The organism is Bradyrhizobium sp. UFLA05-112 (assembly GCF_053572325.1).
Window position 1 is genome coordinate 25,801 of the sequence record NZ_JBANBK010000075.1, and the last position, 17,978, is coordinate 43,778.

At 64.7% G+C, this 17,978-nt stretch carries 14 protein-coding genes; 9 read left to right on the top strand and 5 right to left on the bottom strand.

The features are described 5' to 3' along the window. Nucleotides 1-205: 205 nt before the first annotated feature. Nucleotides 206-1,453, top strand: a complete 1,248-nt coding sequence (gene pepT, locus SO180_RS32440; protein ID WP_449382892.1) for a peptidase T — start codon at nt 206-208, stop codon at nt 1,451-1,453. Between the two features lie 50 nt (nt 1,454-1,503). Here the strand turns inward: pepT and SO180_RS32445 are convergent, their stop codons facing one another. Next, nucleotides 1,504-2,397: a hypothetical protein gene (locus SO180_RS32445; protein WP_449382893.1), complete on the bottom strand. Its 894-nt coding sequence runs from the start codon at nt 2,395-2,397 to the stop codon at nt 1,504-1,506. Between the two features lie 360 nt (nt 2,398-2,757). Here SO180_RS32445 and SO180_RS32450 point away from each other — a divergent pair, with 360 nt between their 5' ends. From SO180_RS32450 to SO180_RS32475, 6 genes are all read left to right on the top strand, one after another. Then, nucleotides 2,758-3,060 (top strand): hypothetical protein, encoded by a 303-nt coding sequence (locus SO180_RS32450; RefSeq protein WP_449382894.1) that lies wholly within the window; start codon nt 2,758-2,760, stop codon nt 3,058-3,060. A 70-nt stretch (nt 3,061-3,130) separates the two neighbouring features. Beyond that, nucleotides 3,131-3,493: a hypothetical protein gene (locus SO180_RS32455; protein ID WP_449382895.1), complete on the top strand. Its 363-nt coding sequence runs from the start codon at nt 3,131-3,133 to the stop codon at nt 3,491-3,493. 57 nt (nt 3,494-3,550) lie between these two features. Next, on the top strand, nt 3,551-4,825 hold the full coding sequence (gene ihpA, locus SO180_RS32460; protein ID WP_449382896.1) for a divalent metal ion exporter subunit IhpA: 1,275 nt from the start codon (nt 3,551-3,553) through the stop codon (nt 4,823-4,825). Then, nucleotides 4,822-5,802, top strand: a complete 981-nt coding sequence (ihpB, locus tag SO180_RS32465; RefSeq protein WP_449382897.1) for a divalent metal ion exporter adaptor subunit IhpB — start codon at nt 4,822-4,824, stop codon at nt 5,800-5,802. Before ihpA ends, ihpB begins: the two co-directional genes overlap by 4 nt. Further along, the gene (locus SO180_RS32470) at nt 5,795-9,025 is read left to right on the top strand and encodes an efflux RND transporter permease subunit (protein WP_449382898.1); all 3,231 of its coding nucleotides are present in this window, start codon (nt 5,795-5,797) and stop codon (nt 9,023-9,025) included. The genes ihpB and SO180_RS32470 overlap by 8 nt, the downstream gene beginning before the upstream one ends. 2 nt (nt 9,026-9,027) lie before the next feature. After that, complete coding sequence (locus SO180_RS32475) at nt 9,028-9,993, top strand: cation diffusion facilitator family transporter (protein WP_449382899.1); 966 nt, start codon at nt 9,028-9,030, stop codon at nt 9,991-9,993. Nucleotides 9,994-9,999: 6 nt separating this feature from the next. Here SO180_RS32475 and SO180_RS32480 read toward each other — a convergent pair whose 3' ends face one another. The 4 genes from SO180_RS32480 to SO180_RS32495 form a co-directional block, all read right to left on the bottom strand. After that, a complete protein-coding gene (locus SO180_RS32480; RefSeq protein WP_449382900.1) occupies nt 10,000-10,860 on the bottom strand; it encodes a class I SAM-dependent methyltransferase in 861 nt (286 codons plus the stop codon). Continuing rightward, the gene (locus tag SO180_RS32485) at nt 10,860-12,224 is read right to left on the bottom strand and encodes a cytochrome P450 (RefSeq protein ID WP_449382901.1); all 1,365 of its coding nucleotides are present in this window, start codon (nt 12,222-12,224) and stop codon (nt 10,860-10,862) included. The genes SO180_RS32480 and SO180_RS32485 overlap by 1 nt, the downstream gene beginning before the upstream one ends. A 257-nt stretch (nt 12,225-12,481) precedes the next feature. Continuing rightward, entirely contained in the window at nt 12,482-12,979 is a 498-nt protein-coding gene (locus SO180_RS32490; protein ID WP_449382902.1) for a hypothetical protein, read from the bottom strand. Between the two features lie 290 nt (nt 12,980-13,269). Next, on the bottom strand, nt 13,270-13,461 hold the full coding sequence (locus tag SO180_RS32495; protein ID WP_449382903.1) for a hypothetical protein: 192 nt from the start codon (nt 13,459-13,461) through the stop codon (nt 13,270-13,272). Between the two features lie 418 nt (nt 13,462-13,879). Here SO180_RS32495 and SO180_RS32500 point away from each other — a divergent pair, with 418 nt between their 5' ends. Continuing rightward, nucleotides 13,880-15,745: a caspase family protein gene (locus tag SO180_RS32500; protein ID WP_449382904.1), complete on the top strand. Its 1,866-nt coding sequence runs from the start codon at nt 13,880-13,882 to the stop codon at nt 15,743-15,745. A gap of 205 nt (nt 15,746-15,950) precedes the next feature. After that, complete coding sequence (locus SO180_RS32505; RefSeq protein ID WP_449382905.1) at nt 15,951-17,801, top strand: caspase family protein; 1,851 nt, start codon at nt 15,951-15,953, stop codon at nt 17,799-17,801. Nucleotides 17,802-17,978: the final 177 nt, after the last annotated feature.

Sequence of the window (17,978 nt, forward strand, 5' to 3'; positions counted from 1 at the left end):
GTCCCGAATCGTCTGGTGCCAGGCGGCTGCAAATTCCAGCGCCGGAAGCCGCCGTCCGCCCCGTTCAGGGAACTGGCCGAAGCGAGCTGAGACTTACGGTTCATTAAGCCTGTTCACGCCGCGTTGCGGCGGCGACACGCAGTCCCCGGAATGACGCTTTTCTGGTATACCGCCCCTCATCCGACCCCGGCGGCTATGAGAAGAAATGTCCCTCACCTTTACCCACACCGTGACCGAGCGCTTCCTGCGCTACGTCACCATCGACACCCAGTCCGATCCCGAATCCCCGACCTCGCCCTCGACTGAGAAGCAGAAGGATCTCGGTCGCGTGCTCGTGACCGAACTCAAGGCCATGGGCGTCGAGGACGCCCATCTCGACGACTACGGCTATGTCTACGCGACGATCCCGTCCAACACCGACAAGAAGGTGCCGGTGATCTGCTTCTGCTCGCACATGGACACCTCGCCCGACTGCTCGGGCAAGGACGTCAAGCCGCAGGTCGTGAAGAATTATCGCGGCGGCGACATCACGCTGTCAGCCGACCCCACCCAGGTGATCCGCTTCGCCGAGCATCCCGCGCTCAAGAACCAGATCGGCAACGACATCGTCACCACCGATGGCACGACGCTGCTCGGCGCCGACAACAAGGCCGGCGTCGCCGAGATCATGGATGCCGCGCATTTCTTCATCAACAATCCCGATGTGAAGCACGGCACCATCAAGATCCTGTTCACGCCCGATGAAGAGATCGGCCGCGGCGTCGACAATGTCGACCTGAAGAAGCTCGGCGCCGATTTCGGCTACACCATGGACGGCGAGAGCGCCGGCAGCGTCGAGGACGAGACGTTCTCGGCTGACGGCGCCACCATCACCATCCAGGGCGTCTCTGCCCATCCCGGCTATGCCAAGGGCAAGATGGAGCACGCGATCAAGATCGCAGCCGCCATCGTCGAGCGCCTGCCCAAGGAAGGCTGCTCGCCCGAGACCACCTCGGGCAAGCAGGGCTTTCTGCATCCGATCGGCATCTCCGGCGCGCTCGAGCAGGCGACGCTGTCCTTCATCGTGCGCGACTTCACCGAGGAAGGCCTGAAGGAAAAGGAGACGCTGCTCGAGGGCATCGTCAAGGACGTGATGAAGGAGTATCCGCGCTCGACCTACAAGTTCGAGGTGCGCGAGCAGTACCGCAACATGAAGCAGGTGATCGACCGTCACCCCCACATCCTCGAATACGCCATCGAAGCGATCCGCCGCGCCGGGCTGCGCCCGATGCGCACCGCGATCCGCGGCGGCACCGACGGCTCGCGCCTGTCCTTCATGGGACTGCCCTGCCCCAACATCTTTGCCGGCGAGCACGCGTTTCACTCGCGCCTGGAATGGGTCAGCCGGCAGGACATGGAAAAGGCCGTCCAGACTATCGTGCATCTCGCGATGATCTGGGAAGAGCGGGCGTAGGATTCCCAAACGAAGCCATGGCCGGTCTCGTCCCGGCCATGGCCCTGAATTTACGGCATCGGCATCGCGCGACGGCCGCGATGGAACCGGTTCGAGCTCGCCATCCATTGCGGCAAGGGTTCGCCATCGCGGTGGCGTCCACCGGCGACTGCCGCCGCCCAGGCGACGACGGCTCCTATCAGGGCTGCCGCGGCGACCGAGAACGCGACGATGATCGAACTGCGCCGCGCGTGGTTGATCGCCGTCTGGGCCTCCGCGATCACGGCATCGACGCGCCGCTCGGAATCCGCGGTTGCCAGCCCCGTCAGCGCGGCCGTCTGTTGCACGAGATAGGTGCGATCATCGCTGCTGACGCCACTGTGGCTCGACGATGTCATGAGGATCCGTCCGGCTTCGGCGCGGGCCTCCCTCATGTCTGCGTTGGGAGGGCGACGTGACGCGCGGAACAGCTTGTCGAGCTCATAGCTCAACAAGGGTTCGGCGGCGCTCACGTTGCTGGCCGAGCTGCGTATCGGCGAACGCTCGATCGCGGACGCGCCGAGGATCGCGAGCAATGCCGCACCGATCAACACCGCCAGAGCCCATGATGTCAGTCCGTGCAGCCCGTCCCGCCGCTCGCCGTCATCCTCGATCGTTGCGAGCGCAGGCGCAGGCCGCGCGATCCGCCCGGCGATGTAGCCGCCAAAGCCGAAGCTGACGATCGCCTGGAGGATCAGATACAGTCCCGACAACAGCGCCAGCGCCGATGATGCATCGCGCCATGTCGGCGACGTCGAGCTGACGCCGAGGCCGATGGCGACGCCAAAGCCGACCAGGATGAACGACATTGCACCGGCGGCGAACGCGCCTGCCAGCACCGAGCTCCATTGGATGACCCGGCGCCCTTCGGCGGCGGGCACGCTGCCTTCCATGACTTCCTCCTGCACGAGAGCTTCGATAGTCATCGCGGCGCTCTCAGCGCAGGCCGAAGAACGACAGGATCGCCATGATCACGACGATCAAGCCGATGAGATAGATCAATCCGTCCATAAGCCCGTCCTCCTCAAATGCTCCGTGGCGCTAATGAAGCGGCGCAAGGAATGTTCCTAAGCGGATCTTCCAGACGGGAACGAATCATCGAGATGCGGGTTATCTGCACAAGTCCAAGGGAAACATAGATTGTGAGCACAAAGGCCCCAGCCGGTCCGCGCCGGATCTGGGGCCTTTTCGTTTTTGCGCTGCATTAGCTGTCGTATGTTAACGACGCCAATCCCGGGATCATCAAAGATGCGGTCGGGGCGCCCCCAAAGGAGCGGGAGAGCCGCGTGGATCGCAGAACGGCATGCCTGAACCAGGCAAACGCATTTCGAGAAAAGGCGATCGCAGATCCCGAGCACCACGACCAATGGATCGACGAAGCCATCAAATGGCTGGAACGGGCGATGGAAGAGGGCTACCACGTCGCGGTGACGGTTGAAGCCGGCGATGGCCGCACCATTCCGAAACCAACGGCAGCAGCCGATACGATCTTGTCGCATCGCCACGACGTACAGGTCCTGATCGCACCCGCACGCGAGAACCAATCGCGACAGCCTGTCGCCGCTGCGGCGTTTATTCTCGGGACGTAACAATGTTGCGGGTCGACACTGTTCCCGCGGGCGTGCTAGGCGGGACACGAACCGCAACGAGAGTGAGCACGTGTCCGCGATCCGCCGGCCATTCGAAATGTTTCGCACGCGCGATCTGCGCGGGCTGCTGGCCGTGCTCGTCGCAACCATCTACCTGCTGTCGGGCCTGCTGCACGGCGCGCACGATCTCGATGTGACGAACCCTACCGGCAAGGCGGAGATCGCCTTAGCGCTCGATGGGGCCGCCGGCCATACCGATCACAAGGCGTTCGCCGGCCATCATTGCCATGGCTGCTTCTCGGTAACGGTCACGCAGCCGGCACAGGCCGGGACGCTGAACGCCCTCGTCGCCGCTCCGCAGCCACCTCGCCTGCCCGCCGTCGCCGGGGTGGTCCCCGACACGGACTCCCCGCCTCCCAAACATATTGCCTGAACGGATTGGTCGGGGCGCTCGCGCGCCTCTTAGCTTCATCCTCCACAGGTCGTTTCCATGTTTTGCAGGCGAACTGCCGCGCGCTTGGCGTGCGCGTCGGCTTTCTTGATCAACGCGCTGCTCGCGCAGTCCGCAGACGCGCAGACCCTGACCATGCGCACCGCGCTGACGCGCGCGCTGGCCGCGAGCCCGCGGCTGTCGGCAGCCGAACGCGACGTCGGCATCGCGGCAGGACAGCGCATTCAGGCGGGTGCGCTGCTCAACCCGGAGCTTACTTACGAGCAGGACAATTCCTTCGGCTCCGGCATCTACCGCGGCACGAAGTCGGCCGAGACCACGCTCCAGATCAGCCAGGCGTTCGAGCTGTTCGGCAAGCGCGAGGCACGAATAGCCGCGGGTAGCGCCGGTGTCGAAGTCGCCGCAATCCAGCGCAAGGCTGTCAGGCTCGAGGTGCTGTCGGAGACCGCCATCGCCTTCCTCGGCGTGCTCGGCGCCCAGCGCCGCATCCAGATCCTCGACGAGCAGGTCGCCGCGATCGATCGCCTGACGCCCCTGCTCCGCCGCCGTGTCGAGGCCGGCGCCTCTTCGCCCGCCGAGACCGGCCGCGCCGAGGTCGCCTCCGCGCTGGTGAAGGCCGACCGCGAGCGCTTCAAGGCGACGCTTGCCAGCGCTCGGCGCGAGCTCGCCGTGTTGATGGGCGATCCCACGCCGAAATTCGCTGATGTCTCCGGACGGCTTGACGCCACCGGCCGTCCGCCCTCGTTCCAGTCGGTTGTCGCCGCCATCGATGCCAATCCGCAACTGGTGCGCTGGACCGCCGTCTTTGCGCAGCGCAACGCCGAGCTGCTGCTGGCGCGCCTGAAACCGTATCCGGACGTGCGGATCGCCGCCGGCTGGCGCCATTTCAACGAGACCAATGACGACGCGGTGCGCCTCACCGTCTCGGTGCCGATTCCCGTGTTCGACCAGAACCAGGGCAACATCCTCTCGGCACAGGAAAGTCTCGCCAAGACGAAGGCCGAGCGCGAAGCCAATCGCAACGCGCTGATCGTGATTGCCGGTCGCGCCTATGACTCGCTCCAGGGCTCGCTGCGCGAGCTGGCCGTGCTGCGTGAGACCGCGATCCCCAAGGCGCAGGAAGCGGCGGAAGCCATTTCCCAGGGCTACGGCCAGGGCCGCTTCACGCTGCTCGAAGTGCTCGACGCGCAAGCCAGCGTCGTCCAGGCGCGCCTGCGCGAGCAGGAAGCGCAGCAGAACTTCCATGCCGCGGTCGCCACCATCGAAGGCCTCGTCGGCAATCCCCTCACGCTTGCCCGGGAGAGCGCCAGATGAAGACATCCTCGACCATCCTCGTGGCTCTCGTCACCGCCGCACTCGGCGCCTATGGCTACGCCATGCTGGCGCCGGCCAAGGTCGAAACCGCGAGCCAAGCCCAGGACAAGACGCCGGAGAAGCCGGCGAACGCGCATGTCGAGCAGGACGAGCACGGCGCCGATCGCATCAGGATCTCCGACGTCAAGCTTGCCGCAGCGGGCGTGACGCTCGCGGAAGCCGCAAGCGCGACGCTGACCGATACGCTCTCCTTCAACGGCGTGCTGCGCGCCAACCAGGAGGCCGTGGTGCAGGTGACGCCGCGCTTCCCCGGCATTGCCAAATCGATACGCAAGCGGATCGGCGACACCGTCGCCAAGGACGAGCTGCTAGCGTCGATCGAAAGCAATCAGAGCCTGACGGCCTACGACCTCAAGGCGCCGATCGGCGGCACGCTCATCGACCGGCAGATCTCGCTCGGCGAATATGCCTCCGAGCAGAAGCCAGCCTTCGTCGTCGCCGATCTCTCTACGATCTGGGTCGACCTCTCGATCTATCGCCAGGACATCAAGCGCGTGCACCTCGGCGACGAAGTCCTGATCAATCCTGACGATGGCCGCGGCGAGATCAAGGGCACGATCTCCTACCTGGCCCCCGTCGGCGTCAGCGAGACCCAGACCGCGCTGGCGCGCGTCGTGCTGGGGAACGCCGACGGACGCCTGCGGCCGGGCCTGTTCGTCACCGCACGGCTGATCCTCGCCGCGCGCAACGTCGCTGTGGCGGTCCGGGCCAGCGCCATCCAGACACTGGAAAACCGGACCATCGTCTTCGTCCGCGAGGATGGCGACAAGATCGAGGCACGCCCGGTCGAGCTCGGCGAGTCCGATCCGCGCTATGTCGAGATCAAGGCAGGGCTATCGGCCGGCGAGCGTTACGTCGCCGAGAACAGCTTCGTCGTGAAGGCGGAGATGGGCAAGGGAGACGCCGATCATGATTGAGCGCATCCTCGCCTTTTCGATCCGTCAGCGGTGGCTCATCATGCTGCTCGCGATCGGCGCACTGACCTACGGCGCGTGGGATTTCCAGCGTCTGCCGATTGACGCGGTCCCCGACATCACCAACGTGCAGGTGCAGATCAACACCCGCGCGCCCGGCTATTCGCCGCTGGAGACCGAGCAACGCATCACCTTTCCGGTCGAAACCGCGATGGCCGGCCTGCCAAGCCTCGACTACACGCGCTCGCTGTCGCGCTATGGCCTGAGCCAGGTCACCGTGGTCTTCAAGGACGGCACGGACATCTACTTCGCGCGCCAGGTCGTCGGCGAGCGCATCCAGCAGGTGAAGGACCAACTCCCCGCCGGCGTCGAAGTGGCGATGGGTCCTGTCTCGACCGGACTGGGCGAAATCTTCATGTACACGGTTGAGGCGAAACCGGGCGCCAAGATCCAAGTTGATAAGGCGCAAGGCGGCGAGGACTATTCGCTGACCGACCTGCGCACCGTGCAGGACTGGATCATCAAGCCGCAGCTTCGCAACGTGCCCGGCGTGATCGAGATCAACACCATCGGCGGCTTCGAACGGCAATTCCACGTGCTGCCCGATCCCGGCAAGCTGATGGCCTACCGGCTCGGCTTCCGCGATGTCATGACGGCGCTCGCCGCCAACAACGCCAATGTCGGCGCCGGCTATATCGAGCGCAACGGCGAGCAATATCTGGTGCGCTCGCCCGGCCAGGTCGGCAACGTCAGTGAAATCCAGGACATCGTGATCGGCGCGCGCGGCAGCAATCCGGTCCGGGTCAGGGACGTCGCCGAGGTGATCGAGGGGCGCGACCTGCGCACCGGCGCGGCAACCCTGAACGGCGAGGAGACTGTCCTCGGCACCGCCATGCTGCTGATCGGCGAGAACAGCCGCACCGTCGCACGCCGCGTCGCGGCCCGGCTCGAGGAGATCGCCAAATCGCTGCCCGAAGGCGTCGTCACGCGCACGGTCTATGACCGCACCCATCTGGTCGAGGCCACCATCCGCACCGTCCAGAACAATCTGCTGGAAGGCGCCGCCCTGGTCATCGCCGTTCTGTTCCTGATCCTCGGCAACATCCGCGCCGCCCTCGTCACGGCCTGCGTGATCCCGCTCTCGATGGCGCTGACGATCACCGGCATGGTCGGGACCAAAATGAGCGCCAATTTGATGAGTCTCGGCGCGATCGATTTCGGTATCATCGTCGACGGCGCGGTGATCATCGTCGAAAATTGTCTCAGGATGCTCGGCAAGGCGCAGCAGGCGAAAGGCGGCCTGCTCACCACGCCTGAGCGCCTGCGCACCATCCTGCGCGGCTCGCGCGAGGTCATCAAGCCGAGCCTGTTCGGGACGCTGATCATCGCCGTGGTCTATCTGCCGGTGCTGACGTTGACCGGCGTCGAAGGAAAAATGTTCACCCCGATGGCGCTCACCGTTCTGATGGCACTGGCCGCGGCCGTGCTGTGCTCCATCACCTTCGTGCCGGCGGCGGTTGCGATCCTCGTCACCGGCAAGGTGTCGGAGATCGACAACCTGTTCATGCGCGGCGCCAAACGCATGTATCTTCCCCTGCTCCGCCTCGCCATCGACAATCGCCGTGCCGTCGCCTCTGCTGCTGCCGCCATCGTGATCGCCAGCGGCGTTGCGGCATCAAGGATGGGCGGCGAGTTCATCCCGAGCCTGGACGAGGGCGACGTCGCGCTGGCTGCGATCCGCATTCCCGGCACCAGCCTCACCCAGTCGCTGGATCTTCAGAAGGCCCTGGAGAAACGCATCCGGCAGATTCCGGAGGTGAAGGAATTCTTCACCCGCATCGGCACCGCCGAGATCGCGACCGATCCGATGTCGCCGGCCCAAACCGACGGCTACATCATGCTGAAGCCGCGCGCCGAATGGCCGGACCCCGGCAAGCCGAAATCGGAGGTCATCGAGGCGATCGACAAGGCCGCCGACGAAATCCCCGGCAGCAACTACGAGATCTCGCAACCGATCCAGTTGCGCGTCAACGAGCTGATCTCCGGTGTGCGCAGCGACATCGGCATCAAGATCTTTGGCGACGATCTCGACATCCTCCAGGGCGCCGCGAAGCAGGTCGAGGCGGCGATCCGGACCATTCGCGGCGCGACCGATATCAAGACCGAGCAGGTTTCCGGCCTGCCGATCCTGACCGTCAGGCTCGACCGCCAGGCCCTCTCCCGCTACGGCCTCAGCGTCAGCGAGGTGCAGGGCATCATCGAGATCGCGGTGGGCGGCAAGTCGGCCGGCAAGCTATTCGAGGGCGACCGGCGCTTCGACATCGTGGTGAGGCTACCGGAACGCCTGCGCGGCAATCTCGATTCGATCCGCGCGATCCCGATTCCGCTGCCGCCCAGCGAGGAGACGGCGCCGCTGCGGACCGCGTTCGCCGCCTCGCCGCTGACGCAGATGCGTTACGTGCCGCTGTCCTCCGTCGCCACCGTCGAGGCGACGCCAGGGCCGAACCAGATCAGCCGCGAGAACGGCAAGCGGCGGATCGTCGTCACCGCCAACGTCCGCGAGCGCGATCTCGGCTCGTTCGTCGCCGAGGCGCAGGATGCCGTTGCGCAGAAGGTCAAGCTGCCACCCGGCTACTGGATCGGCTGGGGCGGCCAGTTCGAGCAACTGGTTTCGGCGACCAAGCGGCTGACCATTGTCGTGCCTGTGGCGCTGCTTTTGGTTTTCCTCCTGCTGTTCATGAGCATGGGGTCGGCGGCCGATGCGCTGCTGGTGTTCAGCGGCGTGCCGCTGGCGCTCACCGGCGGAATCGCGGCGCTGCTGCTGCGCGGCATCCCGCTGTCGATCAGCGCCGGCGTCGGCTTCATCGCGCTTTCGGGTGTGGCCGTGCTCAACGGCCTCGTCATCATCGCCTTCATCGAACGGCTGCGGAGCGAGGGCACGCCGCTCGTCGAGGCCGTTCGCGAAGGCGCCCTGACGCGTCTGCGCCCGGTGCTCATGACCGCGCTGGTCGCTTCCCTCGGCTTCGTGCCGATGGCACTTGCGACCGGCGCCGGCGCCGAGGTGCAGCGGCCGCTCGCGACCGTCGTAATCGGCGGCATCATCTCCTCGACCGTGCTGACGCTTCTGATCCTGCCGGCGCTCTACGTGCTGTTCCGTCGTGACGACGCCCGCGAAACGCCTAAAATGGGTTTTGATTTGGCGCACGCCGATTTCGGGGAGCGGTAGACGTGGACAAGGACGACCACCATGCCGGCCATCATCACCACCGTGACCACCACGACCATGCCGGGCACGGCCACGGTGCGCATGTCCACGCGCCGGCAAGCTTCGGCAAGGCGTTTGCGATCGGCATTTCGCTGAACACCGCGCTCGTCGTCGCGCAAGGCGTTTACGGCTACATCGCCAATTCGACCGCACTCCTTGCCGATGCGGGCCATAACCTGAGCGACGTGCTCGGCCTCGTCATGGCCTGGGGTGCATCGGTCGCCGCCAGGCGCGCGCCCACTGGCCGCTTCACCTACGGCTTCCGCGCCTCGACCATCCTTGCGGCCCTCGCGAACGCCGTCTTCCTCCTGGTCGCAACCGGTGCGATCGGCTGGGAGGCGATCCTGCGCCTGCGCGAGCCCGAGCCGATCGCCGGGGTCACGGTGATGATCGTCGGCGGCATCGGCATCCTCATCAACGGCGCGACCGCAATGCTGTTCGCAAGCGGCCGCAAGGACGATATCAACATCCAGGGCGCGTTCCTGCACATGGCCGGAGACGCGGCGGTCTCGCTCGGCGTGGTCATCTCGGCGGCGCTGATCATGTGGACCGGCTGGCTCTGGCTCGATCCGCTGGCGAGCCTCCTGATCTGTGCCGTCATCCTCTGGAGCACGACGGGCCTGCTCCGCAGCTCCATCGACATGTCGATGGCCGCCGCACCACGAGGCACCGACCTCGACGCCATCAAAGGCTTTCTGATGCAGCGGCCCGGTGTCTCAGACATCCACGATCTGCACGTCTGGCCGATCTCGACCACGGAAACGGCGCTAACGTGTCACCTCGTCATGCTGGGCGGCCACCCCGGCGACGCCTTCCTGATGGAGACGGCGCAGCTCCTGAAAACCTCACACCGGATCGGTCACACGACGATCCAGATCGAGACCAGCCAGGACAACAGCTGCGCGCTGGCGCCCGACAACGTGGTGTGACGACGCCTACGCCGCCTTCGCCGTCACGATCCAGATCGCGCCTTGCAGCGCCACCGACTGCCCCTCGACGAACGGCGCCAGCGCTTCGCGGATCGAGCCTTTGGCGGCCTCAACGGTCTCCGGCGGATGGCCTTGCAGCGCGCGGCTGGCGGGGCCGATCTGAACAGAGCCGTCGACAGCCGCGTCGAGCCCGCCGCCGATCGCGATATCCATCGCAAGGTTATGCGGCTCCATCGCCACGTCCACAAAGCCCGCACCATTCAGGATGCGCCTTACGCGTTCTTCCGAGGCGAAGGCGAACGGGCCGGGATCCTCCGGCCCGACCGGCGGCATCTTGGGCACATGCTTGTAGACCGTCATCAGCGGCGTCATCATCCAGGGGTTTTCGCGCGGCTCGCGCCAGCAGATGAAAGCCAGCCGCCCCGAAGGTTTCAACGCGCGGCGCAGGTTGGTGAACGAGACAATCGGATCGGCAAAGAACATCACGCCGAAGCGCGATGCGAGCAGGTCGAAGCTCGCCGGCTCGAACGGATAGACCGTCGCATCCGCCAGAACAAAATCGAGCGGCAGGTTCTTTGGCGAAAACGCGCGGGCCTGCGAGAGCATGGGACCTGAGACGTCGAGGCCGAGCGCAACGCCATTCGGCGCCACCGCCTTCGCAAACGCGACGGTGGTCGCACCGGAGCCGCAGCCGATATCCAGCACGCGCTCGCCCGGCGTCGGCTTCGCGCGATCGATTAGAATCCCGGCGATCGGCCCGAGCAGAACCTCCTGCGTCGCGTGGCGATCGGCCCAGCGCTGCCCGCCGGGTCCGTTCCAATAGGCGATCTGGTCCGCATTCTGCTCATGTCCGCTTGGCTGTTCCATCACGCCCTCTGTGTCTCGCATCCGCAAGCCGCCCGAGCCTCGCAATTGCGCGTACTCACGTGCATGGGCAGCCCGTTTGCCGGCCGCAACGTAATTTTCTGCGACGGCCAAACTTTGGCGGCCGGCAACAGCTCCATGTCGAAGCGATGCATGAGCGCCGCGAGCACGATGGTCGCTTCCTGCAGTGCGAAGGACGCGCCGATGCAAATGCGCGGCCCGCTGCCGAACGGCAGATAAGCAAAGCGCGGGATCGCCCCGCGCGCCTCGGGCAGGAAACGCGACGGATCGAAGGCGTCGGGCCTTTGCCACAACAGCAGGTGCCGGTGCAGCACGTAAGGCGCGATCACGATCAGCGAGCGCGGCTTGATCTTGAGGCCTCCGAGCGTATCCGCCCCCTCGGCCATCCGGCTCAACGCAGCGATGGGCGGATAGAGCCGCAGCGCCTGCTCGACCACGGCACGGGTTACGACCAGCCGATCCGCAAGTCCCTCGACCGGTCCTGCCAGTTCGCGCCCGGCCTCCGCCTGCACCCGCGCCCGCCAATCCGGCGCCTGTGACAGGAGGAAGATCGACCAGGCAAGCGTATTGGCCGTCGTTTCATGTCCCGCCGACAGGAAGGTCAGGATGTTCGATCTGACCTCGGCGAGCGACATCGCGCGCCCGGTCGCGGGATCGAGCGCGCGGAGCAGCAGCGTCAGGAGATCGGAGGGCCCCCCGCCCGCAGAGAGGCCGGCAAGCCGCCGTTGCCGCGTTGCGATGATCTGGTCGATGATCCCTTCGAAATAGGCCATCGTCCGGCGCAGACGGCCGCGGCCAGGCCGCGGCACCGATTGCGGCAGTCCGAGCAGATCGAAGGCGCCGATGCGGCCGATCACGGTAAAATAGGCGCTCATCGCGGCGCGAAATTCGTCGTAGTCGCCACCAATGCCGTCCGAGAAGATGGTCAAGGCGAGCACGTTCAGCGTGATCAGCGTCATCTCCGCCGCGATGTCGACGGTTGCCCGCGGCCCCAGGGTACGCCATCTCTCCGCGAGCTGGTCGGCCGCCGTCAGCATCGCGGAGGTGAAGGACGTGACCGTGCGCCGCGCAAACAGAGGAGCCAATGTTCGCCGCTGCATCTCCCAACGCTGCCCCTCGACGCTCAACAGCCCATCGGCGAGACCGCTGGCGAGAATGCGGCGCTGGATCGGGTCCTTGCGGTAGTTGCCGGCATTGTCGACCAGCACATGCTTGATGGCTGCCGGGTCGTGCACGAGGATGGCATCGGTGAAGGGGAGCCTGACTTTCGCGATCGGCTCGCGAAAGAATTCTGCACTCCAGCATTCCAGCGGATTTCGTTTGAGCGCCGCGAGCAGCGGAAGCAACCGCAGCCGCTGTTCAGGCGGATGCGGAGCTGGCGGGCAAAAACTTTCCGAAACTCCCAAAACGGAAACGGGCATCGAACCGGCAAAAGTCGGAAATAATATGTAGTAAAGCTTGAGTCTCGCCGGTTCCTAGCCGCCTCCAGCGGCAACGAGGAAGACAAAGGGGACTACAGGAAAATAGGTGGACTGCGAACGGCACAGCTTCGTGCGCCGCAGCCCGGATGCCAACCCCGTCGCGAGGTACCCCGACTATTCAGTCAGCTGGATCGAGCAGTGCGACCGATATTCCAGCGAATGGTGTCCAGCGGGATGTGGGTGAAAGCCTCGGCCAGCCGTCGCCTCAAAGGTGGCTTCGCTGTCGACAGCCTCCCCTCCAGATGCGCGGCCTTCTCGCGGGCGACCGCAGTTTCGACGTTGGCCTTGAGCAATTCGGCCAGCAGCTTGTTGGTGCGGTCGCACTCTCTCTCGAAGTCGGACCGATGACTGCCGGCTATGGCCTTCATCTCCAGGAGATCGGCCTGCAACGTGGCAATGTGCTCCCTGAGGGCGGTGACCACCTGGTGACCGGCCGGAGCTTGGGGGGGACGTGTGATGGGCGAATGGCTGATTTCGGTGAGATCGACATGAACCAGGGTCTTCCCATCGTTCGAACGAGAACGGGGAAACCGGTGTCGCTTCACGAGCGATCTGGCTGCCTCAGGCGATATCCTGAGTCGCTCGCCTAGCTCGGCATAAGTCAGCATCTCGACGGGCATGATGGCTACTCCCGGCCAGCCGGGCGGTCACCACCCGAACACGACGCACGATACCACCCCCGAGTTAACGGGCGGTTTACTATGCCGGCCCGTGATGTCCGCTTGGCCGACGGAGTATCTCTGGCAACTTGGTCGGAATGGCCCAGTGCCGAAATGACAAGAGTCAACCAGTTGAGGCAGCCCCTTCGGTCACCTCCGCGAGAAGTCTTCTGAATGTCGCGCGCGCGGCGGGGGCGTCAGACGATGGTAAGCGGTGAGAGGATCGAACCGTTGACCCGCACCAGCCAGGGTCATTCCGCTGCCAGCGAGGCTCCGGTCCGTTTCGCAAGGACGCGCCGAAAATCCGCTGCCAGCTCGTCGTAGTAGTGAGCGAGCTCCTCATAAAAAGCCTTTCCGGCCTCGTCGCTCGCTTCTTGAGCTGCTTTCATGCAGTGGGCGGCTTTGGACTCGTACCTTTCCAGCTTGATGCGAAGATCACTCATCACGGCGATACTCCACGCTGATGACAGGAGCCGGAACGGTGGTTCGGGCGGGAATCGAAAAGATGACCGAACGGAGGCAATTTTGGACCCGTCGGGGGCCCTTTCAGGGCGCCCGGTGTGCGCAGGGCCCTGAGCCAAAGCGCTCTTGCCGCCATGCGGGAGTCTTAGGAAATGGCGTAAATGAACCAGCAGCTAGAGGTGATCACGGCAGATTCGAGAGGCCCCGAACAAGCGAGCCCGGCGACAATATCGCCGATAAACCAGCTCCAGCAGCGCCAACATTAGCACGATCCTCTTTTTACCCTGACGGCGAGATTAGCCGTCCAGCGCACTGATTTATGTGACGTCAATCACAATTGGGGCTTTGCGCGAATGCCATGCTCCAACTACTCTGTTCGCATTGCGATTTGAGGCTGCAATGGGCGCGCTAAGGCTTTTTGTTTTGTTCGTTTGTGCGATCTGGCTTGGTTCTGGCTCAGCTCAGGCCGAGAAGCGCGTTGCGCTGGTGATCGGCAATTCCGCCTACAAGAGCGCACCGAGGCTGACCAACCCGGTGAACGATGCCACCCTGGTCGGCGGCATGTTCAAGAAGGCCGGGTTCGAGCTGGTCGATATCAAGCTCGATCTCAATGCCGCCGAGATGCGCAGGGCGCTGCGCGACTTTGGCGGCAAGGCTCGCGAGGCCGAGGTGGCAGTCGTCTACTACGCCGGTCACGGCATCGAGCTGGACGGAACGAATTACCTGATCCCAACGGATGCGACCCTCGAGACGGACAGCGACGTCCTCGACGAGACGCTGCCGCTGGACCGTGCCCTGTTCGCGGTCGAACCGGCCAAGCAGCTCCGCCTCGTCATTTTGGATGCCTGCCGCGACAATCCCTTCGCCAAGACTATGAAGCGGACGATCGCCGCGCGCGCCGTCGGGCGCGGCCTTGCCAAGGTCGAGCCCACGAGCGCGAATACCATGATCGCTTTCGCCGCGAAGGCGGGCTCGACCGCCTCGGACGGTGACTCCAAAAACAGCCCGTTTGCCGCGGCCCTCGTCGAGCGTCTCCCCACGCCGGGCCTCGATCTGCGCAAGGCCTTCGGTTTCGTGCGCGACGACGTACTCAAGAACACCGGCTACAAGCAGGAGCCTTATGTCTACGGCTCGCTCGGCGGCGATGACGTGCCGCTGGTCCCCGCAAAGCCGGTCGCAACAGGCCCACAGGCGAACCCTCAGGACGCAGTGCGCCGGGACTATGAGCTGGCGCTTCAGCTCGGCACCCGCGACGGCTGGACTGCGTTCCTCGGCCAATATCCGGACGGCTTCTATTCCAACCTGGCCAAGGGCCAATTGAACAAGATCGCGGCCGAAGAAACGCGCGCCGGCGCTGCGGAAAAGGCGCGGCAGGCCGAAGACGAGAAGGCGCGGCTCATCGCCGACCGGGCCAAGAACGCCGAGCAGGAGAAGGCGGCTGCAGCGGCAAAGGCCGCCGAGGATGCTAAGCTCGCCGCAGAGAAGGCCAAACAAATCGAAGAAGCCAAGGCGACTGCCGCCGAGCAGCGACGGAAAGAGGCCGAGGCCGCCGTCGCCAAGGCGCTTGCTGACAAGCAGGCCGCTGAAAAGGCGCTCGCTGAAAAAACCGCAAATGACAAGGCTGCTGCCGAGCTCGCCGCCAAGCAAGCAGCCGAGAAGGCTGCCGCCGAGGAGCAGCAAGTTGCCGACACCGCAAAGGTTGCGGCTGTCGCACCAACCTCATCGCAGCCGAGCCTGTCTCCGCGAGAGACTGCGAAGCTGGTGCAGTCCGAATTGCGCCGTGTCGGCTGTCTGGCAGCCGCTGCCGATGGCGAATGGAATGCGTCATTGCAACGCTCGCTGACGCTGTTCAACAAGTATGCGGGAACGAAGTTCGACGCCAAGCTTGCGAGCTTCGATGCACTGGACGCGATCAAAGCCAGGCAGGGACGGGTCTGCCCTCTCGTTTGCGACCACGGCTTCAAGGCGGATGGCGACGCCTGTGTGAAAATCACTTGCCGCGCGGGCTATCGTGTCAATGACGACAACGCGTGCGAGAAGGTTCAGGACAAGAAGCCGGTTGCGATCCGTGAGGATGACAAGAAGCGCGATGCGGAACGGAAGCAGATCGAAGCTGCACCCGCGAAGCCGTCTGCATCTGGTCAAATGATTTGTAACAATGCAGGCTGTCGGCCGCTAAGGCCCGGCTGTCGGGTTGCTACCCGGCCGTATGGACCTGGAGGCCAGGCCAATCCGGGAGGGGGACAAACGGAAGTGTGCAACTGAGCCACGGTCGAGGCGCGAGCAATTCTCTTGCAGAGCCGGGCACCGTAGCTCGCTTCGCGTCAATGATGTTCGAAGGCTGGCCTGCCCAGCCGTAGCTCGCGAACGATCTTAAGGCTTACTTCAAATTGTGACCCTTGTCACAGACCGGCGGCTTGCCCTCCGGAAAGCTCGTATTACTCTGATCGCATTGTGATTTGGGGCTGTAATGGGCGCGTTTCGGTTTTTCTTGATCATTTTTGCTGTGTGTCTCGGCTGCGGATCGGCACACGCGGAAAAGCGCGTCGCTCTGGTGATCGGCAACTCCGCCTACAAGAGCGTAGCCAAGCTGACCAATCCGGTGAACGATGCCACCCTCATCGGGGGCATGTTCAAGAAGGCCGGGTTCGATGCCGTCGATGTCAGGCTTGACGTGAACGCGTCGGACATGCGCAGGGCGCTGCGCGACTTCGCTGGCAGAACCCGCGATGCGGAAGTCGCCGTCATCTATTATGCCGGGCACGGCATCGAATTGGACGGGGCCAACTACTTGATCCCCACCGACGCGATGCTGGAAACCGACGGCGATGTGCTCGATGAGACGGTCGCGCTCGATCGGGCGCTGTTCGCAGTGGAGCCCGCAAAGCAACTCCGCCTCGTCATTCTGGATGCCTGCCGCGACAATCCGTTTGCCAAGACCATGAAGCGCACGGTGGCCGCGCGCGCGATCGGACGCGGGCTTGCAAAGGTCGAGCCGACCAGCCCGAACACCATGATCGCCTTCGCGGCAAAGGCCGGATCGACGGCGTCGGACGGTGACTCCAAAAACAGCCCGTTTGCGGCGGCGCTCGTCGAGCGGCTGCCGATGCCTGGGCTCGATCTGCGCAAAGCGTTCGGCTTCGTGCGCGATGACGTCCTCAAGAACACCGGCTACAAGCAGGAGCCCTATGTCTACGGCTCGCTCGGCGGCGATGACGTTTCGCTGGTGCCGGCCAGGCCGGCAGCAGCGCCGGGCCCGCAGGCCAATCCCCAGGACAGCGTCCGCCGCGACTATGAGCTGGCGCTCCAGGCGGGAAACCGAGACGCATGGGAAGCATTCCTGCAGGCCTATCCGGACGGCTTCTATGCCGGCCTCGCACGAGCCCAACTAAAGAACGTCGCCGCCGAAGAGGCGCGCGCGGCTGCGGCCGCGAAGGCACGCCAGGCTGAAGACGACAAGGCGAGGCTCGCAGCCGAGCGTGCGAACAAGGCCGAGCAGGATAAGGCGGCTGCCGCCGCCAAGGCCGCCGAGGACGCAAGGCACGCGGCCGAAAAGGCCAAGCAGATCGAGGAAACAAAGGCAGCCGCGGCGGAGCAACGCCGGAAGGACGCCGAAGCCGCGGCGGCAAAGGCGCAGGCCGACAAGCAAGCCGCCGAGAAGGCGCTGACCGAGAAGCTCGCGAGTGACAAGGCCGCTGCCGAGCTGGCCGCCAAGCAGGCGGCCGAAAAGCAGGCTACTGAGAAGCAGCAAGCTGCCGACGCCGCACAGAAGGTTGCGGCTGTCACACCAACGTCATCGCAGCCAAGCCTGTCTCCGCAGGACACTGCGAAGCTGGTGCAGTCCGAACTGCGCCGCGTTGGCTGTCTGGCAGCCGCTGCCGATGGTGACTGGAACGCTTCGTCACAACGCTCGCTGACCCTGTTCAACAAGTATGCCGGCACGAAGTTCGAAGCCAAGCTCGCAAGCTTCGAGGCACTGGACGCGATCAAGGCCAAGTCGGGCCGCGTCTGCCCGCTGGTCTGCGACCACGGCTTCAAGGCCGACGGCGACGCTTGCGTGAAGATCTCCTGCCGCGCCGGCTATCGTGTCAATGACGACAATGAATGCGAGAAGGTACAGGACAAGAAGCCGGTTGCGACACGCGAGGATGCCAAGAAGCGAGACGCGGATCGGAAGCAGGTCGAAGCTGCACCCGCGAAGCCGTCTGCATCCGGTCAAATGGTTTGTAACAGGGCCGGCTGTCGGCCGGTCGGGTCAGGGTGCCGGTTGATCTATAGAAATACGGGTCATAACACGGTTGCAGAGGAAGAGTGCCATTGATGAGCTATCACCAGCCGATGGCTTCGCCACCGCGGGCTTAGCTCGCTTCGCGTCAATGATGTTCGGAGGCTGGCCTGCCCAGCCGTAGCTCGCGAAGTGAGTGAGCAGCCTGAGACATAGGTGACGGTACGTACCGGACACATGGGTTACACTTTCCGCTTTTGTTCTGCGGGAGGT

Excerpts from the sequence above, each read along its gene's own strand:
- SO180_RS32470 (WP_449382898.1), top strand. The coding sequence starts at position 5,795 with ATGATTGAGCGCATCCTCGCCTTTTCGATCCGTCAGCGGTGGCTCATC.
- SO180_RS32480 (WP_449382900.1), bottom strand. The coding sequence starts at position 10,860 with ATGGAACAGCCAAGCGGACATGAGCAGAATGCGGACCAGATCGCCTAT.
- ihpA (WP_449382896.1), top strand. The coding sequence starts at position 3,551 with ATGTTTTGCAGGCGAACTGCCGCGCGCTTGGCGTGCGCGTCGGCTTTC.
- pepT (WP_449382892.1), top strand. The coding sequence starts at position 206 with ATGTCCCTCACCTTTACCCACACCGTGACCGAGCGCTTCCTGCGCTAC.
- ihpB (WP_449382897.1), top strand. The coding sequence starts at position 4,822 with ATGAAGACATCCTCGACCATCCTCGTGGCTCTCGTCACCGCCGCACTC.
- SO180_RS32495 (WP_449382903.1), bottom strand. The coding sequence starts at position 13,461 with ATGAGTGATCTTCGCATCAAGCTGGAAAGGTACGAGTCCAAAGCCGCC.
- SO180_RS32445 (WP_449382893.1), bottom strand. The coding sequence starts at position 2,397 with ATGACTATCGAAGCTCTCGTGCAGGAGGAAGTCATGGAAGGCAGCGTG.
- SO180_RS32490 (WP_449382902.1), bottom strand. The coding sequence starts at position 12,979 with ATGCCCGTCGAGATGCTGACTTATGCCGAGCTAGGCGAGCGACTCAGG.
- SO180_RS32500 (WP_449382904.1), top strand. The coding sequence starts at position 13,880 with ATGGGCGCGCTAAGGCTTTTTGTTTTGTTCGTTTGTGCGATCTGGCTT.
- SO180_RS32505 (WP_449382905.1), top strand. The coding sequence starts at position 15,951 with ATGGGCGCGTTTCGGTTTTTCTTGATCATTTTTGCTGTGTGTCTCGGC.